This window comes from Bradyrhizobium sp. 160 (genome assembly GCF_023073735.1).
Lineage (GTDB): Bacteria > Pseudomonadota > Alphaproteobacteria > Rhizobiales > Xanthobacteraceae > Bradyrhizobium.
In genome coordinates this window covers 175,762-200,499 of record NZ_JADPKD010000028.1, presented here as the reverse complement: position 1 = coordinate 200,499, position 24,738 = coordinate 175,762, and the positions used below count along the sequence as shown (strand labels likewise).

Genomic DNA, 24,738 nt, shown 5'->3' with positions numbered 1-24,738 from the left:
CCATCGCGACGAAGTGGCATGAACCGTTGGCCGGTGCGGCCATTCTCGGCACCGGCGCCATTGCGATCGAGATCTCCTTCGTCATGATCGGTGCGCTGATCCTGATCGCAATTCTCTATCTGGTCGGCAATATCATCGGCCTGCTTTGAGCCTTTCGGGGGCTGACGGACGGACGTCAGCGGCAGCAAGCGCAATTGCTCCCGCACTCAATTCTCTGTAGTTTCCGGCTCGAAAACCGCCCCCCACCAACAAGACAGCGAGACCCCATTTGGCGCGCATCCAATACATCGTCGAGGGCGGTCACCGGCTCTCGGGCTCGATCGAGCCGTCCGGGAACAAGAACTCGGCGCTGCCGATCATCGCGGCCGCGCTGCTCACCGAGCAACCGGTGACGCTTCAGAACGTGCCGCGGATCCGCGACACCGAGACACTGGTCGAGCTGGTCCGCTCGGTCGGTGCCGCGGCGGAGTGGACCGAGCGGAATACGCTGCACATCCACGCCAAGAGCATCCGTGCCGCCGATCTCGACCCGGAGCTGTGCGTGCGCATCCGCGCCTCGATCCTGCTCGCAGGTCCTCTGCTCGCCCGCTGCGGCGAAGTGATGCTGCCGCCGCCCGGCGGCGACGTCATCGGCCGGCGCCGGCTCGACACCCATGTGCTGGCGCTGCAACAGCTCGGTGCCAAGGTGACCGCAACCGACCGGCTCGAATTCCGCGCGCCAAAGCTCGCCGGTGCGGACGTATTTTTGGATGAGCCGAGCGTCACCGCGACCGAGAACGCGCTGGTCGCGGCGGTCTCCGCCGACGGCGTCACCTATTTGCGTAATGCCGCGTCCGAGCCGCATGTGCAGGACCTCGCCAACTTCCTGGTCGCGCTCGGCGCGAAGATCGAGGGCATTGGCACCAATACCATGATCGTGCACGGTCAGGCCACGCTGGGCGGTGCGACCTACAGGATCCAGCCCGACCATATCGAGGTCGGCTCGCTCATCGGGCTTGCGGCGGTGACGCGTTCATCCTTACGCATCACCCGTGCCGGCGTCGAGCATCTGCGCTCGATCCGCATGGGGTTTGAGCGGCTCGGCATCCTCTGCCGCGTCGAGGGCGACGACCTCATCGTGCCCTCGAACCAGACGCTGAAGATCCAGGACGATTTCGGCGGCCACGTGCCCAAGCTGGAGGACCAGCCCTGGCCGGCCTTCCCGGCCGATCTAATGTCGATCGCGATCGTCACCGCCACGCAATGCGAGGGCGTGATCCTGATGTTCGAGAAGATGTTCGAATCGCGGATGTTCTTCGTCGACAAGCTGATCGCGATGGGCGCGCGCATCGTTCTGTGCGATCCGCACCGCGCCATCATCGCCGGTCCTAGCCGTCTGCGCGGCGCATCGATGATCTCGCCCGACATCCGCGCCGGCATGGCCATGCTGCTCGCGGCCGTCTGCGCAGAGGGCACCTCCACCATCAACAACGCCGACCAGATCGAGCGCGGCTACGAGCGCATCGAGGAACGCCTGAACGCGCTCGGCGCCAAGATCAAGCGCGTGCCGGAGAGGAAGGGGTGATTTTTTCTTCCCTTCTCCCCTTGTGGGAGAAGGTGGCGCGAAGCGCCGGATGAGGGGTTCTATCGGTGAACTAAACTCTGATTTGAATTCGCGGAGAGAGACCCCTCACCCGTCTTGCCGCTATCGCGGCGAGCCACCCTCTCCCACAAGTGGAGAGGGGAAAAACGCAGGCCATGTTTTCGACGTGTGGCTGTGCTAAGGACGGCCATGCTCGACACCGTCCATCATTCGCAGCCGCAAGCCGGCGTGCCGTCAAATCATCTCGCCGTGGAATTCGCCGAGACGTTGCGGTTGGCTGTTCCGCTGATGCTGACCCAGCTCGGGCAGATCGCGATGATCACGACCGATCTGGCGATGATCGGCCGGCTCGGCGAGGACGCGGTGGCCGCGGCGGCGCTGGCGCATACGGTCTATTTCGTCAGCTTCACCTTCGGGCTCGGATTGATGTCGGCGGTGTCGCCGCTCGCCGCGCAGGCGTTTGGCGCCGGCGACGTCAGGCTGATACGCCGCTCCTTGCGCGTTGGGCTGTGGGTCGCGCTGCTGATCTCGCTGCCGATGATGGCCTCGCCGCTTTATGGCGAGCACATCCTGCTCGCGCTCGGGCAAGCGCCGGATTCGGCCGCGCTGGCGCAGCGCTACCTCAACGGATTGGCCTGGGGCATTGCGCCGGCGCTCGGCTTCATCGCGCTGCGCAGCATGATGAGCGCGGTGAACCGGCCGCAGGCGCCGCTGTGGATCACGCTCGCCGCGATTCCCGCCAATGCCGCGCTGGTCTACGTCCTGATCCACGGTCTGTTCGGCCTGCCAAAGCTCGGGCTGTTCGGCGCGGGGCTTGCGACCACGCTGGTCAATCTCGGCACCTTCCTCGCCGCGCTCGCCATTGCCGCATGGCGAAAACCGTTCGCAGACTATCACCCGCTCGCCCGACTGTGGCGGATCGACTGGCCCTTGATGCGCCAGCTCATCGCGATCGGCGCGCCGATCTCGTTCGCGCTGCTGATGGAATACGGCCTGTTCTCCTCGGCGGCGCTGCTGATGGGACTGATCTCGACCACCGCGCTCGCCGCGCATCAGATCGCGCTCCAGGTCACCGCCGTGCTGTTCATGGTGCCGCTCGGCATCGGCATGGCCGCCACCGTGCGGGTCGGCCACGCCTTCGGTCGCCACGACCCGCTCGCGGTGAACCGCGCAGGGCTGGTCGCGGCCGTGCTCGGAATCGTCCTGATCTCCGCGCTGACGGTCGCCATCATCCTCGGCCGCTACCAGCTCGGACGGCTGTTCTTCGGCAGCAGCGAGACAAGCGCGGCAACCGTCGAGCTGACGGCGACACTGCTGGTGGTCGGCGCGACCTTCTTCATCGCCGACGGCCTCCAGACCATCATGGGCGGCGCGCTGCGCGGCATCAACGACACCCGGATGACGCTGCTGTTCGCGGTGATCGGCTATTGGTGCGTCGCCTTCCCGATCGCCTGGCTGCTGGCTTTCAACGCCGCCCTTGGCGCAGTCGGCGTCTGGATCGGGTTCTCGGTCGGGACCTTCGTCTATGCCGGTCTCCTGATCTTGCGCTTCCGCACGCTGACGCGCAGATTGGCGGGATGATCGGGACAGTCCGCGAAGTCACCCCCAATGTCGATGCCGGCACGCTGCTGTCAGGCGCGCAGTTCGTCGACGCGTTTCGCGTCGAGATCGGCGCTGCGACCGTGAATGCCCGTGAGGCCTGCATCCGGATGGTGCTGCACGGGCCGCGCTGGATCGGTGTGCTGATTCGCCTGCGCAACATCCTGGTGACGCCGTTCGGGCTGAAAACATCGGGCGAAGGCGCTCCGGCGCCGGGCGGGATGATCGGCCTGTTTCCAGTGCGGAGCGAAACACCGGAGCGGCTGATCGCGGGCTTTGACGATTCTCACTTGAACTTCCGCATCGTCGTCGACGTCAGCGGCGATGCCGCAAGCCGGCACGTAACATTGACCACACTGGTGCAGACGCACAATCGATTCGGCCGGACCTATCTCACCCTCATCAAGCCATTCCACAAGCTCGTGGCGCGCAGCATGATGGGATGCATCGTGGAGCCGGCTCGATGAGGGGATAAGGGTTTACCCTCGCGAAAGCACGATATCGAACCTGAACACGCGATGACGACTTTGATCCTGCGAAGAAACGGACGCGATCAGCAGATCAGGACGGAGTGCGGCATTGAGCAGCCGGTCACTCGCGTTCAAGAGCTCGTCGGGGAAATACATTTGAGTGATGAGCCGTTCAAATTGCCCGTGAACTTCAAAATGAATGTGCGGCGGACGCTTCCAGTCCGGACCTGCGGGATAGGCACCCGGTTTCACTGTCTTGATGCGATAGCTTCCATCCGCGCCCGACCGAACGTCGGCATTGCCGACGAAATTCGGATCCAGCGGGGCTGGGTTGGTGTCGTCAGGATGGGTATAGCGGCCAAAGGTGTTGGCTTGCCAGATCGTCACGCTCGCGCCGGAGACAGGCTCACCCTCGCGATTGAGGATGCGGCCGGCCACTTCGATGATTTCCCCTTGCGCGATCCCGTTCGCTCCTTCGATTGCGGTCAGGTCGCAGCGTTCGACATGACGGCGTCCAAGCGGGAAGTATGGACCTAATATCTGGTCCGGCGTTCGGTGCCTCGCGATGCGATTGGCGGGCAAGTCCGGCGGCGTGGTCATGAGCTTCAATCCTCCGGTGAAAACCCGGAAGTCTGGACAATGGGTCCCCAGCGCTCGAAATCCAACCTGATCAGCTGCGCAAAATCCTCCGGCGTGAGGGCCATCGCATCGACGGCGAGTTTAGCCAGGCCCGTCCGAAACGCCTCAGTATTGACTGCCATGCGGATAGCGCCGTTGAGGCGGCTCACGGTCTCGGGCGGAGTGCTCGCCGGGACAAATACGCCGAACCATTCGGTCGCTTCCAGACCAGGATATCCGGCTTCCCGAACCGTCGGCAGATCGGGAAGCAGGGGTGATCGCTGAAGCCCCGTTGTGGCTAGCGCCCGAATAGCGCCGGATTGCACGTGCGGCAACGCCGTACCGATAGGATAGATCGTCGCGGCAATGCGGCCTCCTATGAGGTCCTGAATACCGGCTGGTCCGGCATAAGGCAGATGCACAAATTGAAAATCGCCTGCCTTGGCCAGGCTCACGCCGGTAAAATGCAGCATCGAACCCGCTGCAGCCGTGCCATAAGTCGCCAAATTCGGATTGGTCCTGCACCACCGGACGAAATCCGCAAGCGACCTCACGTCGGAGGGCACCAATGGTCCTGCGGTGATCAAGAAGGGAAATGAGCAAACCGTACTGACCGGAGCGAAGTCCTTGAAGGCGTCGTAGGAGAGCTTCTTGTAGACATGGGGAAATACTGTGATGGCGGACGCCGGTGTCAGGATCATCGACGTGCCGTCGGCCGGACCGGTCTTGAGAGCGCCAAGCGCGACACGACCGCCCGCGCCGTTGCGATTGTCGACGATGAATGAAGCTGGATAATCCTTCATTCCGCCGGCAAGCATACGCGCGATCACGTCGATGGCGCCGCCCGCGCCAAATCCGACCAGCAAACGTGCCACATTGTGGCTGGTTTGCGCCCGCGCTGAAAACGGTAAGCCCGCAAACACCGAAGCAAGAGCACTACCGCAGGCCAGCGATATGGCCGTCCGTCGCGTCGTCATCGGGACCTCCGTCGACCTCGTGTCGTGTACCCGCCCACTCTGGTCGATGAGCCCCTTATCTGGTAGGCTAAATCTCACGACATCCCTGTAACCTCTCGGTTAAGGCCTTGCCTCGCATGCACCACCGGCCCGACCGCGTCGCCAGCCTGATCAAATTGCGTGACCTCCGCATCTTGATGGCGATCGCCGACAGCGGCAGCATGGCAAAAGCAGCGGCCAAACTCGGGATCTCGCACCCGGCGATCTCAAAGACGGTATCGGATCTCGAAGGTACCCTCGGCGTCCGATTGCTGGACCGCGGATCGCAAGGGACCGAGCTGACACCGCATGGCGAAGTTCTGCTTCGATGCGGCATCAATATATTCGATGAGATGCAGCAGGGTCTCCGTTCCCTGGAATATCTATCCGATCCGACTATCGGCCAGGTCAGATTGGGGTGCACCGACATCATCCTGAACAGCCTGGTGCCGCCGATCGTCCGGAGATTTTCGAAGCAATATCCCGGCGTGCAATTGGAGGTGAACCTCGCAAATCCCGGAGAGCATCAGATCCAACAGTTGCGCGAGCGTAGGATAGATCTGCTGATTACGAGGGCGACAGGAGTGCGGGAAGGCTTCCATTCCGAGGCTCTTTTCGAAGAGCCTTTTGTCTTTGTCGTGGGCGCAAACAGCGGATTCGCGCAAAACCGGCGGACGACCCTCAAGGACATCATGACATCGAATTGGGTTCTGCCCTCCTATGACAGCGCGCCGGGCGCGCTCGTCGCAGCGGTCTTTCAGGCGAATGGGCTTGCACCGCCGAAGCCGCTGGTGATGACGATAGCCATTCAGCTGACGGTGTCGCTAATCGCCAGCGGTGACTTTGTTGGAATTCTTCCGAAATCCGTCGCGGCACTAAGTGCACATCGAGCTGCCCTGAGAATTTTGCCGATGAAAGACACGGGGCCGCGAATTTCGGCGGAAATCGTGGTCTTGAAAGGCCGGACGCTCAGCCCGGCCGTCAGCGCATTTGTACGCTGCGCACGAGATGTCACGACGTCGCTTGTTGGAAAGACTTGAGCGCGTCGTTATGCGATGCAATCGTCCGTCGAGTTCACGTCGGCTGACCGATACCCAGGAGGTTACCTTCGCTGTCGCGAAACCACGCACCCCGCTCTCCTATTCCTTTGCTGGGATAATTCCCGGCAATCTCCGCGATCCCATCAACCGTCTTCAGGCCGGGCAGATCGTACTCCTCGAATTCGACCCCGCGCGTGCGAAGCTCGCGTACCGTTGCCTCGATGTTCTCGACTTCCCAGCCCATCTGTGTGTGTGTGCCGGATTGCATTCCGGCTGAGATGAATATCGCAAACTCGCCTCCCGCGCAGACATAGCGCAGCCCGCCCACACGCTCTTCAACCGGCTCGAGCCCGAGTTTCTCGGAGTAGAACGCCCGCGCGCGGTTTAGGTCTTTGGCCGGAAGCCGGGTTGCTACCTTTGCGTTCCCTAACATGCTCTCTCCTTCCTTTTTCTTCCTGTCCTGCAAGCATGGTTCGTAGCTGAACGTATTCGCTTTTGCTGCCGGAGGCCCACGCTACGAGGACATACCCTAACTCATTCCGCCAACCGCGCCGGCTTGTCGGCCGCAGCCTCCGACCATTCGCCGACAACGCGGTCGAGATCGCAAAGGTTCTGGTGCATCTGCTCCAGCGAGAACCCGAGCGCGAAGAAGCGCTCGGCGGTATCGCTGGGCTGGCCGCGGATCAGGCCGTCGTGGCGAACGGCGGCGACGGCCTCCGCGTAGTGCTGGAGCGCGACGTGGACGGGATGGATCGGCGGCGCACCGGCGCCCTCGCGCAAGGCGGCGGCGGCCGAGCGCAGGAAACGCGCGATCACCGTCGAGACCTCCATCAGCGGGGCGGCGAGCCGCATCTGCACTTCGGCCGGCAGCGGCACCACGGTGGCGCGGCCGATCATCACGACGTCATGCCGTAACCGCAGGATGGTTCGCAGCAAGGGACCGGTGTCCGGCCCGCTCGACAGACGCGCGGCGCGCTCGCGCTCGGCTTCGGCGCCAATGGCGTTGAGGCTGACCATGGCAGCGCCGATGCCGTCCTGGATCCGGTGCAGGGCATCGTTGTCGCGCCCGCGCGTGAGGCCCGCGAGCAGCTCGGTAAAGGCATCGGCGATCAGCTCGAGCAGTTTTGCTGCGCTGGCGCGGATCTGCCGCACCGCGCGCGACGGCAGCACCAGGAACGAAACGAGCAGCCCCGTGATGGCGCCGACCGCGACCTCGCTGACGCGATCGATCGCCGAGGTCATGGGATCGGAGTGATGCATGGTCGGAACCAGAAGCACGATCACGGCCGTGACCGTCGCGGCGCTGAGGCTCGGATTGATCGCGGCGATGAAGGCGAGCGGGGCGACCGAGAGCACCAGAAGCCCCAACAGGCCCGCTTCGCTGGAGTACGGGATCAGGATCGCGATGGCGCCGCCATAGATGGCGCCGCCGATGGTACCGAGCATGTAGTCGCGCGTCGCCTTCAGCGAGCGGCCGACGCTCATCTGCGTCACGATCAGTGAGGTTAGCACTGCCCAGAGCGGCAAGAGCAGATGCAGCGCGGTGGCGATGGCATAGGCCGCGACCGCCGCCACGGTGACCCGGATCGCCAGCCCCAATTGCGTCCGTCGTGACCGGATCCGGTCGAACAGCTCTCTTGCGCGTGTCATCGTCAACGTCCCGGTCCAATCCTCTTGAGCCAGGCAAAAGCATGGCTGATGCCCGCCCCCGCATGGCCGCTTGAAAGGCGAAATCAGCCCGCCTAACTTGCCGGCCAAAACGAGGAAACACGATGGCCCACGAAACCGCAACGCTCGCCGCCTATATCTTCAATCTGAAATACCAGGATATTCCGGCGGAGGTGCTGGATCGCGCCAAAGTGCTGACGCTGGACTTCCTCGGCAGCGCCATCCGCGCCCGCAGCGAGGCGGAATCGACCCCGTCGATGCTGAAGACGCTAGAAGCCCTCGCGCTCGACACCAAGGGCGAGGCCACCGTATTCGGCGACAGCAAGACCTGGACGCCGGCGGTGGCGGCCCTGCTCAACGGCGCGTTAGGACATTCGCTCGATTTCGACGACACCCACGCCGATTCCTCGCTGCATCCGAGCGCTCCGGTGGTGCCGGCCGCCTTCGCGGTCGGCGAGATGGTTGGCGCGTCGGGCCGCGACGTGCTGACGGCGATCGTCGCGGGCTATGAGGTCTGCTGCCGGCTCGGCAATGCGCTCGATCCGACCTCGCATTATGCGCGCGGCTTTCATCCGACTGCGACCGCCGGCACCTATGGTGCGGCCGCGGCCGCCGCAAAACTGTTCGGCCTCTCCGAGCAACAGATCATCGCCGCCTTCGGCGTCTCCGGCAGCCAGGCCGCCGGATCGCTGCAATTCCTGGTCAACGGCGCCTGGAACAAGCGCTACCAGGTCGGCGCTGCCGCAATGAACGGGGTTATCGCCGCGACACTGGCGCGCAACGATTTCGTCGGCGCGACGGAATCGGTCGAGGGCAAGCACGGCCTGCTCGCCGGCTACACTGACGACGCGCATCCGGACAAGGCGGTCGCCGCGCTCGGCAAGAGCTACGAGACCATGAAGATCGGCGTCAAACCCTATCCGAGCTGCCGCTACACCCATGCCGCGATCGACGCGCTGATCGCGATGCGGCGCGAGCACAATCTGACGCCGGACCAGGTCAAGCGCGTCGAGATCGGCCTGCATCGCAACGGCATCACGCTGACCGGCGATGCCGCAACCAAGCGGCATCCGACCTCGATCGTCGGCGGTCAGTTCTCGATGTTCTTCACCGGCGCGCTCGCGCTGGACCAGGGCTCATTTGGTTGGGACGATTACAGCCGCCTGGGCGATGCCGCCATCGACGCGCTCGCCGACAAGTTCGACGTCGTGCAGGACGACCGGCTCGAAATCGGCCGCACCCATCCGTTCGGCGCCCGCGTCAGCATCACGACGGACGATGGCGTGCATGAGCGGCTCTATGCCGACCCGTCGGGCGAACCGAATTCGTTTCCGGACACGCAGGCGATGCAGCAGAAGTTTTTGACGCTGGCGCGGCCCGTGCTGAACGCGCGGGCGCAGAAGTTTGCGGATGCGATCATGACGCTGGAGCGGTTCGACCGCGTGGCGAAGGCCACGGAGCTGGGAAGGTCGTAAGCTCTCGCACACGAACGCTGCACCCTACTTCCCTTACGGGAGAGGGTGGCTCGCCGCGATAGCGGCGAGACGGGTGAGGGGTCTGCTTCCGCAAACTCTTCAGCAGTTGAACTCGCCGATGCAGACCCCTCATCCGGCGCTTCGCGCCACCTTCTCCCACAAGGGGAGAAGGAAGAAAAGGCGGCACTTCGCTCTGCTTTCATCAATTCATCCCGGTTACCTTCCCCTTCTCGCGCGTTGCTTCCACGACGTCGCGCACGAGATCGAACACGCCGTCCGCTTCAGGCGGCCAGTTCGGCGAACGTCCCAGCCGCACGATCACCAGCCGCTCCGAGGGGATCACGATGGTGTACTGTCCCATCGTACCCTTGGCGAAGAAGGCATCGCGCGGCCAGCCGCGCGCGATGCGAAACTTCGCGCCAAAACTGTCGCCCAGGTTGGTCCAGAAGCCGGCGCCGATGCCGACCCAGGCCTTCGGCGTGGGCGAGGACGAATAGCTCACCCAGCCCTCGGGCAGGATGCGCTTGCCGCCGGCGATGCCGTCATTGAGATAGAGCTGGCCGAAGTGCGCCCAATCCCGCGCCGATGCCAGCATCTCGCTCGAGCCCTCGATCGTGCCGGCACCGTCGAGCTGGAGCGTGACATGGCGCATGCCGAGCGGGGCGAACAATTCGCGGCGCGCGAAGCGCAGTGCATCTGCGGGAGTTCCACCGGCCGCATTGCGGATCAGATGCGAGAGCATGATGGTGTTGCCGTCGTGATAATTCCACGCCGCGCCCGGCGTGGTTGCCAGCGGCATGCTGGCGGCATAGGCCGCCATGTCGGCTTCGACGAACTTCATGCGGTTGACCGGCTCGAACGCGGAGCCGAGCGAGGTCTGCAACGAACTGCCGAGCGCGAGCCCTGCGGTGTGGCGCAGCAATTGATCGACGCTGATGGCATGGCGCGGATCATCCGGATCGTTCCAGGCGACGACCGGCGCAGGCACGTCGAGCTTCAGCTTGCCCTGGCGCACCAGTACGCCCGTGAGCGCCGATATCACCGATTTGGTCATGGAGAAGCCGAGCAGCGGCGTCTCCGGTCCGATACCGTCGGCGTAACGCTCGGCGATGACGCGGCCCGCCTTCACCACGACGACTGCGCGGGTGCGGCGATAGGGCGGCTGCACCGGCTCGGCAAAGGCGCGGTCGAGCGCGGCAGCAAGCTCGGGACTTTGCGGCGGCACGATCGCGGGGCCGGCGATCTCTGAAAGCAGCGCGGGCTGCCTGTCGTCCGGCGGCGGTATGACTTCGGCAAGCGGCTCGCCATGCGCGAGCGTGCAGCCGAGCCGCTCGCGATAGACGGCATGGCTGCGGCCGAGGCCAAACAGTGTCACCGTAACGTCCTTGCGCACGCGATCGATCCGGTAGTCCATCGCCCAGCTGATCAGGCCGGTCCCGGGCATCGCATCGTTGGTTTCGGTGAAGGTGCGCCGCGGATCGAGACCGGAGACGAAGGTCTCCGAACACAGGATGCCGGCGACAAAGCCGGTGGCAACCTTCGGCACGTCGCCGGCGCGCGCGACACCGAGCGCGAGGCCGGCACAGGCGATGGCGGTGAGGAGGACGATCTTGCGGCGACGGGTCACGGGCTGTCTCCGGCTTTGGGGCGTGTGCCGGAGACGAAGCAGGAGGCGTGGGAGGACTGCTCGCCGGATTTGGAAAACGGCCTCGCCGGAATTGCGCATGGCCTGGCCGATTTTGAAATAAGTGAGCTATTTCAGAACTATAGGGAATGCCGCGGCAACGGCGCTCAGTCCCCTCGCGCTGCTTGCGGGGAGAAGCGAAGAGCCCATCACGCCGGGCTGGCCTTGAGCCGCCGATATTCCGTCGGGGTCATGCCGGTCACCGCCTTGAAGGCGCGGTTGAAGGGACCGAGTGACTGGAAGCCGGCATCCATGGCGATGGTGATGACGGGGACCTCGGCCTGGGCGGGATCGGCGAGCGCGGCCTTGGCACCCTCGATCCGGTGATTATTCAGGAACACATTGAAGTTGCGGTAGCCGAGCCGCTGGTTGATCAGCCGGCGCAGCCGGTATTCGGGAATCTTCAGCCGGTTCGCCAGCGCGCCGATAGTGATGTTCTCCTGGCGATAGATCCGCTCGTCCGCCATTAGCCGCATCAGGGCGTCGGTGAGCTTCTGGTCGGCGGCGTCCTCTGCCGCTGGGGGTTGGCTCAAAACAATAGGCCGCGCTGTTTCAGCGGCAATCGGAAACAGGTCGGCGCCATCGACGCGCATCATCGCACAGGCGATGGCCGCAACGATGCAGGCGAGCACGCCCGCATTGATCATCTTGGCGATATCGCCAATCTCGGTGCCGGCCACGCCAATCTGGAGCAGCGCGTTCACCCCGCCACAGAGCGCGGCCGCGCAGACGATGAAGACGCGAACGCGGCGACGACGCTCGACCAGATCGGCCGACCACGACTTGATCGTCTGCACCACCGCGAGCGCAATGAAACCGAGCACGATCAGATTGACGATGGTCACAGCAGGCCGGACGTTTCCGCTCCGCGCGATCCAGAGACAGTTGACGAGGCTGAACGCGGTCACCAGTCCCCAGATCAATCCGTGCCACCAGCGCAGGCGAAACTCGTCGTCGAACAGCGCGCGCGTGAACAGCCAAAACACCACGATGTTGCCCGTCGACAATGCGATCAGCGGCAGATGCCAGGCCTGCACGATGACGTTCTTCTCGCGCTCCAGCTCGTCCGGCTTGCCGTCTTCGCTCAAGCTTCGCCGGCCGAGCATTGCTGTGGGCCCGGCGCAGCGTTGCGGAGACGGGACCGGCCGATCCAGTACTCCGAGACGGTTGCGATTCAACCGAAAGGCTGCAGCGCACTGGATGCCCCGCCTTCGCGGGGCATGGCAGCAGGCTCTGACGCGACGGCGATGCGAAATCGTGCTACGATCGCGCCGAATAAAGACAAAAAGGAGTCCATCCATGAGCTGGCAACCCTCCAATGATCCCGTGCTCGGCGATCCCATGTCCTGCGATGCGCTCGATCTCGTCATCGTGCCGCGCACGCGCGATCTCGGCGACGGATTCGTGGTGCGGCGCGCATTGCCGCATGGCAAGCGGCAGATGGTCGGGCCCTTCATCTTCTTCGATCATTTTGGCCCGGTGCAGTTCGTCTCCGGCAAGGGCATGGACGTGCGGCCGCATCCGCACATCGGGCTTGCCACCGTCACCTATCTGTTCGACGGCGCGATCATGCATCGCGACAGCGAAGGCAATGTCCAGGAGATCGCGCCCGGCGCGATGAACCTCATGACCGCAGGGCGCGGCATCGCCCATTCCGAGCGCACGCCCGACGCGCAGCGCGCCGCGGGTCAGAAGATGCTCGGCCTGCAAAGCTGGATCGCACTGCCGGCCGGATCTGAAGAGATCGCGCCGTCATTTCAGCACTATGCCGCCGGCGACCTGCCGATGGTGTCCGAGCGCGACTTCACCGCGCGGGTGATCGCGGGCTCCTCGTTCGGCATCGCCTCGCCTGTTACGATGGTGTCGCCCTGGTTCTACACCGAGGTCACGGCGGTAGCGGGCGCGAGCGTGCCGCTCGATCCCGATCACGAGGAACGCGCGATCTACGTGGTGGACGGCGAGATCGAGATCGCGAACGAGCGCTACGAGGGGCCGCGGCTCTTGATCTTCCGCCCCGGCGACCGCATCACGGTGAAGGCACTGAAGGCCACGCGGATGATGTTTCTCGGCGGCGATGCACTGGAGGGCCCGCGCCACATCTGGTGGAATTTCGTCTCCTCCAGCAAGGAGCGGATCGAGCAGGCCAAGCAGGACTGGAAAACCGGCCGCTTCGCCGCAGTTCCGCAGGAACATGAGTTCATTCCGCTGCCGGAATAGGCTATCCCGGTTTTCGGCCGCGCTGTCAGCCGCGGCCGGATTCCTTGTGCGAAGGCTGTGCCGATGACCAACATGCTCTCCAGCGACCTGCCGCTCTCCAAGATCGGACGCGGCAAGGTGCGCGACATCTACGCCGTCGACGACGACCGTCTGCTGCTCGTCACGACCGACCGCATCAGCGCCTTCGACGTTGTGATGGCCGAGACCATCCCGATGAAGGGCGCGGTGCTGACTCAAATCAGCGCGTTCTGGTTCAACGAATTGGAAGGCGTGGTGCCGCATCACATGATCAGCGCCGACACCGACGCGATCATCTCGGCCGTGCCGGCCTTGATGCCCCACCGCGCCGAGATTCTCGGTCGCGCCATGCTGTGCAAGCGCACCACCGTGTTCCCGATCGAATGCGTGATCCGCGGTTATCTCTCGGGCTCGGCGTGGAAGGAATATGCCACGAGCGGCACGCTGGCCGGCGAGAAGCTGAAGGCAGGGCTCGTCGAGAGCGAGAAGCTGGAGCCTGCCATCTTCAGCCCGGCAACCAAGGCCGAGAGCGGCCATGACGAGAACATCACCATCGCGAAGATGCGCGCCGTGGTCGGCGACGAGGTTGCCTACACGCTGGAGAGCATGACGCGCGCGATCTACACGCTTGGCGAGGAGCTGGCCCGCGAGCAGGGCATCATCATCGCCGACACCAAGTTCGAGTTCGGCCGCGACAAGGACGGCCGCATCATCCTGATCGACGAAGTCATGACGCCGGATTCCTCGCGCTTCTGGGCGGTCGATACCTACAAGCCCGGCCAGCCGCAGGCGAGCTTCGACAAGCAACCCTTGCGCGACTATCTCGACGTTGAGCGCCGCGCCGGCCGCTGGAACGGCGACGCCCCCCCGCCCCCGCTGCCGGCGAGCGTGGTGGAGGCGACCAGCAAGCGCTATCTTGAGGCGTATCGCCGCGTGACTGGGAAAGAGCTGAAGATTTAGCCTCTGCTCTTGCACCTCGCTCCGCCATTGCGAGGAGCTCTTGCGACGAAGCAAATCCAGACTGCCTCCGCGGAGCGATTTCGCAACGACTTTGAGGGGCGAGGCTGCCTCTCTGGCGTGGCGCTCGCCTGCTTCATATTCAAGACAACACCGGCGGCGGCCTACACCCCCGCCATCATCACGTATTTGATCTCGACATATTCGTCCATGCCGTGATGTGAGCCTTCGCGCCCGAGGCCGCTCTCCTTGACGCCGCCGAAGGGTGCGACTTCCGTGGTGATGAGGCCGGTGTTGACGCCGACCATGCCTGATTCCAGCGCTTCGGCGACGCGCCAGACGCGGCCGAGATCGCGGGAGTAAAAGTAAGAGGCGAGGCCGAACGGCGAGGCGTTGCACATCGCGATGACATCCGCTTCGTCCTTGAAGCGGATGACGGGCGCGAGCGGACCGAAGGTTTCCTCCTGCGACACCAGCGAGTCCGGCTTGACGTCGGCAAGCACCGTCGGCTCGAAGAACGAGCGTCCGAGATCGCTGCGCTTGCCGCCGGTGACGACCTTGGCGCCGCGCTTGACGGCGTCGGCGATGTGACGCTCGACCTTGTCGACCGCCTTCATGTTGATCAGCGGACCCTGCGTGACGCCGCTCTCGGTCCCGTCGCCGATCTTCATCGCCGCGACCTTCTTCGACAGTTTCTGCACGAACTCGTCGTAGATCCCGTCCTGGGCATAGAGTCGGTTGGCGCAGACGCAGGTCTGGCCCATGTTGCGGTATTTCGACACGATGGCGCCTTCGACTGCGGCGTCGATGTCGGCATCGTCGAACACCACGAACGGCGCGTTGCCGCCCAGCTCGAGGCCGAGCCGCTTCACGCCGACGGAGGCCTGCTGGTAGAGAATCTTGCCGACGGCGGTCGAGCCGGTGAAACCGACGAAGCGCACCGCCGGATGCTCGCACAGCACCTTGCCGATCGGCGGCGCGTCGCCCGTGATGATGTTGAACACGCCTTTGGGCACACCAGCCTTCTCGGCAAGCGCCGCGAGCGCCAGCGCCGACAGCGGCGTTTCGTTCGCGGGCTTCAGCACCACGGTGCAGCCGGCTGCGAGCGCCGGCGAGACCTTTCGCGTAATCATCGAGTTCGGGAAATTCCACGGCGTGATCGCGCCGCAGACGCCGATCGGCTGCTTGATCGCGAGCAGCCGCGCATCGCTCCGCTGCGTCGGAATGGTCTCGCCATAGACGCGGCGAGCTTCCTCCGCGAAGAACTCGACATAGGCGCCGCCGATGTCGACCTCGCCGAGCGCCTCGGCGAGCGGCTTGCCCTGCTCGGAGGTGAGGATCAGCGCAAGGTCCTCCCGGTTGGCGACGATCAGCTCGAACCATTTGCGCAAGATGTTGGAGCGCTGCTTGGCGGTGAGCTTGGCCCAGGCCGGGAACGCGCGCTCGGCGGCTTCGACCGCCTTGGTGGTATCGTCCGCGCCAAGTTGCGGGACTTTTGCAAGCTCGACGCCGGTGGCGGGATTGTTGACGGCGAAAACCGGCGAGCCGACCCAGACGCCATCGATGTAGCAGGCTTCCTTCAGCAGCGACGGGTCCTTCAACCGGTCGCGCAGATTGGACGAGGCTTGCGGGGCGCGGGCGGCGGCGGTCGGGGTCATGGCGTTACTCCTCAGGGCGCGATCGGATTGGCCCGGAATATAGGGGCAGACGGCGCGCAATGCACCGCCCCGCAACGCACATCTGCTGGGAGTTAAACTGAGAGCCGCAGGTCCCTTACCTCTCTCCAGCGGGGAGAGGTAAGGCATCGCGATCACCGCACTAGCTAGGCCGCGCCGCTCAGGTAAGTCTCGCGGCGGCCGATCATGCGCTCGGCTGCTGCCTTGGCGTCCGCCTTCGAGGATGTCGCACAGGTGCGGTATTCAAGCTCGGGGACATGAGAGGTGTCGCGGCGACCGAACCAGGATTTTGAACCGACCGGCAGCAGTGCGAGCGCTTGCGCCAGGTTGTCGACCGCGCCGAAGGAATACAGCGCGCCGGTACCGGCGATGCGGACTTCGTAGATCCCTGGCGAAATAGGCGCCTCCAGATTCTCGCCCCGCCCGGGACGGGGATAGCGCTTCCATTCACTCCAGGTCGAAATCATCTGAGGTCCCCCTCGCCGGTCGGCAACATTTGCATCAAGTCTTAATCGGTCCATCGATCGGGCCGGGTTCTGAACGCGACAGCTCACGAAATGTTTCAAGCGTTCGAAAACTCACGAAACATATTGCCTCAAGCCATCCAAGGTGAGCGCGAGGTGCGGTCGTCCACCGCAGATTGCGTCACCGTTCAGCCGCTCTCGTGCTGCGCTGGTCGCGGGCCGTCAAGTCACGACATCGCGACCGCCGCGGCAGCCGAGATGCTTGCTGCACGCGACCTCCGGGAGGACAATCGATCACTTCCAACAATAATCAAACCGGAGGAAACCCGCATGCAAAGCCAAGCCCAGATCGACGAAGTTCTGCGTCAGAAGAGCGACGCCAAGGAGATTCCCGGCGTCGTCGCCATCGCCGCCAGCGGCAACGACGTGCTGTATCAGGGTGCGTTCGGCAAGCGCGACCTGTCGAAGCCCGATGCGATGACTGCGGACAGCGTGTTCTGGATCGCATCGATGACGAAGGCGGTGACGACCGCCGGCGCGATGCAACTCGTCGAACAGGGCAAGCTGTCGCTGGATGCGCCGATCGGTGAAGTGCTGCCCGATCTTGCCGAGCCGCAAGTGCTCGAAGGTTTCGACGCCAAGGGCGAGCCGAAGTTGCGGCCGGCCAAGGGGCCGATCACGCTGCGCCAGCTCATGACCCACACCGCCGGCTTCTGCTACAACATGTGGAACGGCGATCTCGCCGTCTATCTGGACAAGACCGGCATTCCCGCCATTACCACCTGCCAGAACGCGGCGCTGAAGACGCCGATCATGACCGATCCCGGCACGCGCTGGGAATACGGCACCAATATCGATTTCGTCGGCAAGGCGGTGGAGGCCGTCAGCGGCAAGCGGCTCGATGCCTATTTGCGCGATAATATGTTCGCGCCGCTCGGCATGAGCGACACCGCTTTCAAGATCACCGATAGCATGCGCAAGCGCCTGGTCGGCATGCATGCGCGCGGCGAGGACGGCCAGCTCGCATCGATCCCATTCGAGCTCGAACAGGAGCCGGAATTCCACATGGGTGGCGGCGGCCTCTATTCGACCGCCGGCGATTATATCAAATTCACCCAGATGATTCTCAACAAGGGCCGCGGCAACGGCAACCAGGTGCTGAAGGCGGAGACGGTCGCGACGATGGGACAGAACCACATCGGCGATCTTGCCATGGGCAAGATGACCACGGCGGCGCCGATGTACACCAATGACGTCGATCTCTACCCTGAGCAAATCAAGAAGTGGGGTCTCAGCTTCATGATCAACACCGCCAAGACCGCTGAAGGGCGCAGCGCAGGTAGCCTGGCCTGGGCGGGCCTCGCCAACACCTATTACTGGATCGACCCTTCGCGCGACGTCACCGGCGTGATCCTGATGCAGCTGTTGCCGTTCGCCGACGCGAAGTGTTTGGAGGCGTTCGCGGGCTTCGAGCGCGGGGTTTACGCCGGGCTCGATGCTGCTGGTAGCGGGCAGAAGGCGGCGTGAGGAGCTGATGCTCTCGCCATTCGCGGCGGATCGGCCGTGTCGAAGTGAGACGGCGGCAGAGACGTGAACCTCCTCCCATACTCCCCTGGAGGGGGAGGATAGGTTCGCATGTAGCAAAGCTGCATGCGAACCGAGGTGGGGTGAGGCCGCGGCGAAGATCTCATATAGAAGGCCAACGTAACAGCCGCGAATGCACGCGGGCCAGAACGCAGCACCGAACGTGCTGAAAGACCGTCACCCCACCCCGCTCGCGCTGCGCGCGATCGACCTCCCCCAGGGGAGGGTAAAAGCTAGTCCGTCAGCCCGCGCTGGCCGGCCAGCTCCTTCAGCGATACCTGCGGGCGGGCGCCGATGTGCTGGATCACTTCGGCGGCCGCGAGCGCGCCGAGCTGGCCGCACTGCTTGTAGGGCAGGTTGCGCGCCAGGCCATAGAGGAAACCGGCGGCGAAGAGGTCGCCGGCGCCGGTGGTGTCGACCACCTTCTCGACCGGGAATGCCGGCGCGGCAACGGAATCTTCCGCTGACACCACCATGCAGCCCTTCTCGCTGCGGGTGACGACGCCGAGATTGACGTCGTTGCGCAGCTGCTTCAGCGCGGTATCGAAGTCGGAGGTCGTGTAGAGCGAATGCAGCTCGGCCTCGTTGGCGAACACGATGTCGACGGTGCCGTTGCGCATCAAGGACAGGAACTCGTCGCGATAGCGATCGACGCAGAAGGAATCCGACAGCGTCAGCGCCACCTTGCGCTTGGCGTCATGGGCGATCTTGGCCGCCTTGACGAAGGCGTCCTTGGCGTTCTTGGGGTCCCAGAGATAGCCTTCGAGGTAGACGATGCCAGCGCCAGCGACATCGGCCGGATCGATATCGGCGGGCGACAGGTCCTGCGCCGCGCCGAGATAGGTGTTCATGGTGCGCTCGCCGTCGCCGGTGACCAGAATGTAGGAGCAGCCGGTGGCGGGGCCGTCCGTTGCGGCTGGCGTGTTGAACGCGACGCCGGCGGCACGGATGTCGTGGACATAGAGCTTGCCGATCTGGTCGTCCTTAACCTTGCCGACATAAGCGGCGCGTGCGCCGAGACTGCCGATGCCGACGATGGTGTTAGCGGCCGAGCCGCCCGAGACTTCCGTCGCCGGGCCCATGTCCTTGTAGATGGCGGCCGCCCGTGCCTCGTCGATCAGGGACATGCTGCCCTTGGTCATGCCATGCTTGGCCAAAAAGGCCTCGTCGGTCCTGACCAGCACGTCGAACAGCGCGTTGCCGATGCCGAGAACGTCATATTTCACGTCAGCCATTCACCTTGATCCTGTTGCCCGATTGCGATTACCGGGGAAATCCGCTTCCTGTCGGCCCGAAATCCGGCTCGCGGCCTATCACGACCAGCCCTTCGCGGGCAAGCAACGGTAATATTGCGCCCGATGATCCGCTCCTTCCTGACCGTCTCGACGGGAACGCTGGCCTCGCGGCTGCTGGGCTTTGCCCGCGATTCCCTGATTGCGGCGCTGCTCGGCACCGGCGCCGTGGCGGACGCGTTCCTGGCGGCGTTTCAGCTCGTCAACGTGGTGCGCCGGCTGCTCAGCGAGGGGGCGCTGAATGCGGCGTTGGTCCCGGCCTGGTTGCGGGTCCGCGACCGCGATGACGAGACGGCTGCGGCGGCATTCGCGGGACGGGTGCTCGGCACGGTCTGCGCGGCCCTGGTTGCGATCTCGATCGGCATTGCAGTGTTGATGCCGCTGATCATCACAGTGATCGCGCCGGGATTTCTCGGAAGCGGCACGCTCGATCTCGCTGTGCAGAACGCGCGGCTGATGCTGCCTTATCTCGCCTTCGCCGGACCCGTGACCGTGCTGATGGGACTGCTCAACGCGCAAGGGCGCTTTGCGCTGACGGCGTTCTCGCCGCTGCTGTTCAACATCGCGCTGATCGCCGCGATCGCGGCGCTGCTGCTGTGGCACGCCGATGCGGCCCTCGCGGCGTGGATGCTCGCCGCCACCGTCGGTATTGCCGGTCTGCTGCAATTGCTGATGCTGCTATCGCAGCGAAGCGCGCGCCTTGCGACGCCACTGCGCGTGAGTTTTGACAAGGAGATGCGGGCCTTCTTCGCCAAGGCTATCCCCGGCATGATCGCAAGCTCGGGCCCGCAATGGCTGATCGTCGCGAGTGCGATCATCGCCTCCGCAACACCGTCGGCCGTATCCTGGCTCTATTTCGCCAACCGCCTGATCGAGCTACCGCTTGGCATCGTCGGCGTCGCCATGGGTACGGTGCTGGTGCCGGAACTGACCCGCGCGGTCGGTAGCGGCGACCGCGTCGCGGTGGCGCACGCGGAATCGCGTGCGCTGGAGCTGGCGACTGGCCTCGCCGTGCCGGCCACGCTCGGTCTGATCGTGCTGGCTGACCCGATCGTACGGCTATTGTTCGAGCACGGTGCCTTCAGCGCCGATGACAGCGCGGCCACCGCGCACGCACTGGTGTGGCTGGCGCTGGGCCTGCCGGCGCATGTGCTGATCAAGGCGCTGTCACCGGCCTTCTATGCCCGCAGCGACACGATGACGCCGCTGCGCGCAACCGCCAAAGGCGTCGTGGTGACGGTCGTGCTCGCGCTCCTGCTCGGTCATATCTTCGGCGCGAGTGGGATCGCGGCGAGTATCGCGGCCGGTGCCTGGAGCAGCGCGCTCTCGCTGCTCCGGAAAGGCACGAGCGAGTTCGGCTTCTCGGTCGACGCGAGCGCCCGCACGCGATTGCCGCGGATCGTGCTGGCCGCCTCGGCGATGGGCGCCCTGCTCTGGCTGACCATGGGTCTCGTACCTGCCGAGACCTATGGCTTCATCAAATTCGTCGCGCTGGGTGTGCAGATCGCGGCCGGGATCGTCGTCTACGGCCTGCTCCTGCAAATTCTCGGCGCAGCCTCCTGGCGCGAGGCGGTGAACGCGTTGAAACGACCGACCTAAATCGCGAGCCCCTCGAATTGCCCTTGACGGGGCTGCGCCGCTGTTGGAAACGACGGCCGAATAGCTTCAGGAAGGCTTGCCAGGAAAACTAACCATGCCATTCGTTGAACGGGTCTTTTCGGGCGTCCAGCCGACGGGCAATCTGCATCTCGGCAATTACCTCGGCGCGATCGTCAACTTCGTGAAGATGCAGGAGACCCACAACTGCATCTATTGCGTCGTCGACATGCACGCGATCACGCAAGGGGTCGACGTCTGGGGCGGGCCGGCCGAGCTCACGCGCAACACCCGCGAGGTCACCGCGGCGTTCATCGCTGCCGGCATCGATCCCAAGAAGCACATCGTGTTCAACCAGAGCCAGGTCTCGGGACACGCCGAGCTCGCCTGGATCTTCAATTGCGTCGCGCGCATGGGCTGGCTCGGCCGCATGACCCAGTTCAAGGAGAAGGCCGGCAAGGACCGCGAGAACGCCTCGGTCGGGCTGTTCGATTATCCCGTGCTGATGGCGGCCGACATCCTGCTCTACCGCGCCACCCACGTGCCCGTCGGCGAGGACCAGAAGCAGCATCTCGAGCTGTCGCGCGACATCGCGCAGAAGTTCAACAACGATTTCGGCGACTCGATCCGCAGCCAGGGCGGCAATGACGGCCTGTTTTTCCCGCTGCCGGAACCCCTGATCACGGGTCCGGCAACGCGCGTGATGAGCCTGCGCGACGGCACCAAGAAGATGTCGAAGTCCGATGCGTCGGACAATTCGCGCATCAATTTGACCGACGATGCCGACACCATCGCGCAGAAGATCCGCAAGGCGAAGACCGATCCGGAGCCGCTGCCGACCGAGGAGAAGGGCCTGGAGGCACGCCCCGAAGCCGACAATCTCGTCGGCATCTTCGCCGCGCTCTCCGGCCGCTCCAAGGCCGACGTGCTGCGCGATTTCGGCGGCGGCCAATTCTCCAGCTTCAAGAACGCGCTGGCCGAGCTGTGCGTCACCAAGCTCGCGCCGATCGCGGGCGAGATGAAGCGCCTCGTGGCCGACCCCGGCCATATCGACGCAATCCTGAACGAAGGCTCGGACCGGGCCCGCGCCATCGCCGACGAAACGATGAAGCTTTCGAAAGACATCGTCGGCTTCATCCGCCGGCGCTGATCAACGCGTCTGGCCGGCGTCATAGCGCCGGCCACTCCCCTCTCCCAAACATTGCGGGAGTGTGGCAGCATGCCAGCCGTGCACACGCGGGACATGCATGACCAGCAAGCGACTTTGCTTCGAGCCGGGTCACAAGCCCAAATGCCTCGTCATCGTCGATGACACCGCCGAATGGGATCGGGCGGTTTATTACGCCAGCCGCTGGGCGATCCGCGGCGGCGGCGGCGTGGTGATGCTTCGCATCATCGAGCCCGACCAGCAGAGCCAGGAATGGCTGGGTGTCGCCGACATCATGCGCGCCGAGGCGCATGAAGCGGCGGAAGCCGCGCTCGACCGCGCCGCCGGCCGCGCCAACGGGATCGCCGCGATCACGCCGGAACGGGTGATCCGGGAAGGCGCCGCGATGGAACAGCTGCTCGCAGTGATCGACGAGGACCCCGACATCGCCATGCTGGTGCTGGCCGCAAGTCCTGGTGCGGAGGGACCGGGGCCATTGGTCTCGCTGCTTGCGCATGCGCTTGGAACGTTTCCCGTTCCGGTGACGATCATCTCCGGCGCGCTGAGTGACTAGAGCGTGGATTCGCTATCGTAGCGCGGTGCCTCCCCCTCCAGGGCAGGGTAAATGGCCCAAGCCTCTGATTTTCATTGACTAATGTCTCTTCTCCCCTTGATCGTGCGTTCGCCATCGCCATCTGCTAGGGAAGAGAGCACGCGCCGGCCTTGAACCGGCGACGTCTGGAGAGAACCATGTTCATTCAAACCGAAGCCACCCCCAATCCCGCCACGCTGAAGTTCATTCCCGGCCGCGTCGTGGTCGACGGCAGCCCAATGGAATTTTCGAGCCGCGAAGCCGCAAGCCGCTCGCCCCTCGCCGAAAAGCTGTTCGACGTGCCCGGCATCACCGGCGTGTTCTACGGATCGGACTTCATCACGGTGACCAAGGCGAGCGGTGAGTGGCAGCAGCTCAAGCCCGCGATCCTCGGCGCCATCATGGAGCACTATATGTCCGGCGCGCCGCTGCTCGCCGACGGCACAGCGCAAAGCGATGCCGAGATCGAGGACGAGGACGAGTTCTTCGACGAGGCCGATGCCGAGACGGTCGATATGATCAAGGACCTGATCGAGACCCGGGTGCGGCCGGCGGTCGCCAATGACGGCGGCGACATCACCTTCCGCGGCTTTAAGGACGGCATCGTCTATCTCAACATGAAGGGCGCCTGCTCGGGCTGCCCGTCGTCGACCGCAACGCTCCAGCACGGTATCCAGAACCTCTTGAAGCATTTCGTGCCCGACGTCGTCGAAGTCCGGCCGATGTGAGTTGCACGGTCTGCGCACCGATTTCGCTCCGTCATGCCCGGGCTTGTCCCGGGCATCCACGTTTTTGGGGCCGCAAAGTCGTGGATGGCCAGGTCAAGCCCGGCCATGGCCGCCAGAACTTTAGGCATCATCCAATTGCCAATGCTATGATCGCGTTATGCTGATCCTCGCCATCGATACTGCGCTCGACGCCTGCGCGGCCGCGGTGCTCGACACCGAAACGGCCGAGCTTCGCGCGCAGGAATCGGTGCCGATGAAGCGCGGGCATGCCGAAGCGCTGATGCCGCTGATCGCGCGGGTGATGAAATCGGCAGAGCTCAGCTTCACCGCGCTCGACCGCATCGCGGTCACGGTCGGTCCCGGCAGCTTCACCGGCCTGCGCGTCGGTATTTCGGCGGCGCGCGGCTTTGCGCTGGCGGCGAAGCGGCCGGCCATCGGCCTGACCACCTTGTCGGCCTATGCCGCCGCCGTCGTCGGCCAGAACAGATCGGCGCCCGTGATCTCCGCGATCGACGCGCGGCACGCCCACGTCTATTTCCAGATCGTCGCCGGCGACGGCAGCCAGCTGGTGCGACCGAGGGTCGCCGGCATCGATGAGGCGATCGCGGCCTCGCAATTCGGCGCGCCGCATCTGGTCGGCAATGCCGCAAACATTCTCGCCGAGCGCTGGCCGAAGGATGCACCGCAACCCGTCGCGGTCGACGCACAGGCTGCGCCTGATATCGCCTGGGTCGCCTGGCTTGGCGCCGCGGCCAATCCCGACGCGACCCCAGCGCGGCCGTTCTATCTGCGCGCACCCGATGCCAAGCCGGCCGCGCAGCCACAGCTCGCAGCAAAAGCCGCAACCTCATGATGAGATGGTTTTCGCAATGGTGGCGCGGCGGCACCGCCGCCGTTGAGCCCGCGTCCGCGCGCGATGCCGCACGGCTGGCGCAGCTTCACGGCGCCTGTTTCGCACGCGGCTGGGGCGAAGGCGAGTTTGAGAGCATGATCAGCGAGCGCAACACGCTGGTGCATCGCTTGCGCCTCGGCCGCAAGACGATCGGCTTTGCGGTGTCGCGGATCGGCGCGGACGAAGCGGAAATCCTCTCGATCGCGCTCGATCAGGCCCATCGCGGCCGCGGTCTCTCCCGCACGCTGCTGATGACCCATCTCGGCCATCTCGCGGGACGCGGCGTGCGCACAATATTTCTCGAAGTCGAGGAAAATAACCAAGCGGCGCGTCGACTCTACGATCGGGCCGGATTCACGGTGGTCGGACGCCGCGAACGCTACTATAAGCAGCCGACCGGGGAACAGCTGAACGCCCTTCTGATGCGACGTGACTTGGCGTAAC

The 24,738-nt window shown here is 64.6% G+C and carries 24 protein-coding genes; 15 read left to right on the top strand and 9 right to left on the bottom strand.

The annotated features are described in order from the left end of the window. Nucleotides 1–26 precede the first annotated feature (26 nt). The 4 genes from IVA98_RS36955 to IVA98_RS10555 all read left to right on the top strand — a co-directional run bounded on the left by IVA98_RS36955 (nt 27) and on the right by IVA98_RS10555 (nt 3,648). On the top strand, nt 27–149 hold the full coding sequence (locus IVA98_RS36955) for a hypothetical protein (RefSeq protein ID WP_256466489.1): 123 nt from the start codon (nt 27–29) through the stop codon (nt 147–149). 119 nt (nt 150–268) lie between these two features. Further along, nucleotides 269–1,564, top strand: a complete 1,296-nt coding sequence (gene murA, locus IVA98_RS10565) for a UDP-N-acetylglucosamine 1-carboxyvinyltransferase (protein WP_247354828.1) — start codon at nt 269–271, stop codon at nt 1,562–1,564. Nucleotides 1,565–1,771: 207 nt separating this feature from the next. Then, the gene (locus tag IVA98_RS10560) at nt 1,772–3,163 is read left to right on the top strand and encodes an MATE family efflux transporter (RefSeq protein ID WP_247303787.1); all 1,392 of its coding nucleotides are present in this window, start codon (nt 1,772–1,774) and stop codon (nt 3,161–3,163) included. Next, nucleotides 3,160–3,648: a DUF2867 domain-containing protein gene (locus IVA98_RS10555; RefSeq protein ID WP_247303790.1), complete on the top strand. Its 489-nt coding sequence runs from the start codon at nt 3,160–3,162 to the stop codon at nt 3,646–3,648. Before IVA98_RS10560 ends, IVA98_RS10555 begins: the two co-directional genes overlap by 4 nt. A 12-nt stretch (nt 3,649–3,660) precedes the next feature. Here the strand turns inward: IVA98_RS10555 and IVA98_RS10550 are convergent, their stop codons facing one another. Next, nucleotides 3,661–4,251 (bottom strand): dioxygenase family protein, encoded by a 591-nt coding sequence (locus tag IVA98_RS10550; protein ID WP_247303792.1) that lies wholly within the window; start codon nt 4,249–4,251, stop codon nt 3,661–3,663. Nucleotides 4,252–4,256: 5 nt separating this feature from the next. Further along, on the bottom strand, nt 4,257–5,246 hold the full coding sequence (locus tag IVA98_RS10545) for a Bug family tripartite tricarboxylate transporter substrate binding protein (protein WP_247303794.1): 990 nt from the start codon (nt 5,244–5,246) through the stop codon (nt 4,257–4,259). A gap of 116 nt (nt 5,247–5,362) precedes the next feature. Between IVA98_RS10545 and IVA98_RS10540 the strand changes: the two genes are divergently transcribed. Next, complete coding sequence (locus IVA98_RS10540) at nt 5,363–6,304, top strand: LysR family transcriptional regulator (protein ID WP_247303797.1); 942 nt, start codon at nt 5,363–5,365, stop codon at nt 6,302–6,304. A gap of 34 nt (nt 6,305–6,338) precedes the next feature. Here IVA98_RS10540 and IVA98_RS10535 read toward each other — a convergent pair whose 3' ends face one another. Beyond that, nucleotides 6,339–6,737, bottom strand: coding sequence for a VOC family protein (locus tag IVA98_RS10535; RefSeq protein ID WP_247303799.1), 399 nt, complete (start codon nt 6,735–6,737; stop codon nt 6,339–6,341). A gap of 101 nt (nt 6,738–6,838) precedes the next feature. Next, on the bottom strand, nt 6,839–7,954 hold the full coding sequence (locus IVA98_RS10530; RefSeq protein WP_247303801.1) for an FUSC family protein: 1,116 nt from the start codon (nt 7,952–7,954) through the stop codon (nt 6,839–6,841). Nucleotides 7,955–8,076: 122 nt separating this feature from the next. On the opposite strand from IVA98_RS10530, the gene IVA98_RS10525 reads away from it, so the two are divergent. Continuing rightward, nucleotides 8,077–9,447 (top strand): MmgE/PrpD family protein, encoded by a 1,371-nt coding sequence (locus IVA98_RS10525; protein WP_247303803.1) that lies wholly within the window; start codon nt 8,077–8,079, stop codon nt 9,445–9,447. Between the two features lie 202 nt (nt 9,448–9,649). On the opposite strand, the gene IVA98_RS10520 is transcribed toward IVA98_RS10525, so the two are convergent. Both IVA98_RS10520 and IVA98_RS10515 read right to left on the bottom strand, forming a co-directional pair. Next, entirely contained in the window at nt 9,650–11,074 is a 1,425-nt protein-coding gene (locus IVA98_RS10520; RefSeq protein ID WP_247334540.1) for a serine hydrolase domain-containing protein, read from the bottom strand. Nucleotides 11,075–11,280: 206 nt separating this feature from the next. Beyond that, entirely contained in the window at nt 11,281–12,219 is a 939-nt protein-coding gene (locus IVA98_RS10515) for an AraC family transcriptional regulator (protein WP_247354827.1), read from the bottom strand. 211 nt (nt 12,220–12,430) lie between these two features. On the opposite strand from IVA98_RS10515, the gene IVA98_RS10510 reads away from it, so the two are divergent. Further along, the gene (locus tag IVA98_RS10510) at nt 12,431–13,348 is read left to right on the top strand and encodes a pirin family protein (protein WP_247303806.1); all 918 of its coding nucleotides are present in this window, start codon (nt 12,431–12,433) and stop codon (nt 13,346–13,348) included. A 63-nt stretch (nt 13,349–13,411) separates the two neighbouring features. Continuing rightward, entirely contained in the window at nt 13,412–14,326 is a 915-nt protein-coding gene (locus tag IVA98_RS10505; RefSeq protein ID WP_247334538.1) for a phosphoribosylaminoimidazolesuccinocarboxamide synthase, read from the top strand. Between the two features lie 161 nt (nt 14,327–14,487). On the opposite strand, the gene IVA98_RS10500 is transcribed toward IVA98_RS10505, so the two are convergent. Both IVA98_RS10500 and IVA98_RS10495 read right to left on the bottom strand, forming a co-directional pair. Next, nucleotides 14,488–15,981, bottom strand: a complete 1,494-nt coding sequence (locus IVA98_RS10500; RefSeq protein WP_247303810.1) for an NAD-dependent succinate-semialdehyde dehydrogenase — start codon at nt 15,979–15,981, stop codon at nt 14,488–14,490. Nucleotides 15,982–16,145: 164 nt separating this feature from the next. Beyond that, nucleotides 16,146–16,466 (bottom strand): hypothetical protein, encoded by a 321-nt coding sequence (locus IVA98_RS10495; RefSeq protein WP_247303812.1) that lies wholly within the window; start codon nt 16,464–16,466, stop codon nt 16,146–16,148. Between the two features lie 327 nt (nt 16,467–16,793). Between IVA98_RS10495 and IVA98_RS10490 the strand changes: the two genes are divergently transcribed. Next, nucleotides 16,794–17,990, top strand: a complete 1,197-nt coding sequence (locus IVA98_RS10490; protein WP_247303814.1) for a serine hydrolase domain-containing protein — start codon at nt 16,794–16,796, stop codon at nt 17,988–17,990. A gap of 290 nt (nt 17,991–18,280) precedes the next feature. Here the strand turns inward: IVA98_RS10490 and IVA98_RS10485 are convergent, their stop codons facing one another. After that, nucleotides 18,281–19,282 (bottom strand): adenosine kinase, encoded by a 1,002-nt coding sequence (locus tag IVA98_RS10485; protein WP_247334536.1) that lies wholly within the window; start codon nt 19,280–19,282, stop codon nt 18,281–18,283. Between the two features lie 123 nt (nt 19,283–19,405). Here IVA98_RS10485 and murJ point away from each other — a divergent pair, with 123 nt between their 5' ends. The 6 genes from murJ (at nt 19,406) to rimI (ending at nt 24,737) form a co-directional block, all read left to right on the top strand. Beyond that, nucleotides 19,406–20,938: a murein biosynthesis integral membrane protein MurJ gene (gene murJ, locus IVA98_RS10480; RefSeq protein WP_247303818.1), complete on the top strand. Its 1,533-nt coding sequence runs from the start codon at nt 19,406–19,408 to the stop codon at nt 20,936–20,938. A gap of 94 nt (nt 20,939–21,032) precedes the next feature. Further along, on the top strand, nt 21,033–22,085 hold the full coding sequence (trpS, locus tag IVA98_RS10475; RefSeq protein WP_247303820.1) for a tryptophan--tRNA ligase: 1,053 nt from the start codon (nt 21,033–21,035) through the stop codon (nt 22,083–22,085). A 97-nt stretch (nt 22,086–22,182) separates the two neighbouring features. Then, nucleotides 22,183–22,656: a universal stress protein gene (locus tag IVA98_RS10470; RefSeq protein WP_247354825.1), complete on the top strand. Its 474-nt coding sequence runs from the start codon at nt 22,183–22,185 to the stop codon at nt 22,654–22,656. Nucleotides 22,657–22,832: 176 nt separating this feature from the next. Next, nucleotides 22,833–23,402 (top strand): NifU family protein, encoded by a 570-nt coding sequence (locus IVA98_RS10465; RefSeq protein ID WP_247303824.1) that lies wholly within the window; start codon nt 22,833–22,835, stop codon nt 23,400–23,402. Between the two features lie 157 nt (nt 23,403–23,559). After that, nucleotides 23,560–24,255 carry a tRNA (adenosine(37)-N6)-threonylcarbamoyltransferase complex dimerization subunit type 1 TsaB gene (gene tsaB, locus IVA98_RS10460; RefSeq protein WP_247303826.1) on the top strand — a complete coding sequence of 232 codons (696 nt, stop codon included), beginning with the start codon at nt 23,560–23,562 and terminating at the stop codon, nt 24,253–24,255. Next, nucleotides 24,252–24,737, top strand: a complete 486-nt coding sequence (rimI, locus tag IVA98_RS10455; protein ID WP_247303829.1) for a ribosomal protein S18-alanine N-acetyltransferase — start codon at nt 24,252–24,254, stop codon at nt 24,735–24,737. Before tsaB ends, rimI begins: the two co-directional genes overlap by 4 nt. Nucleotide 24,738: the final 1 nt, after the last annotated feature.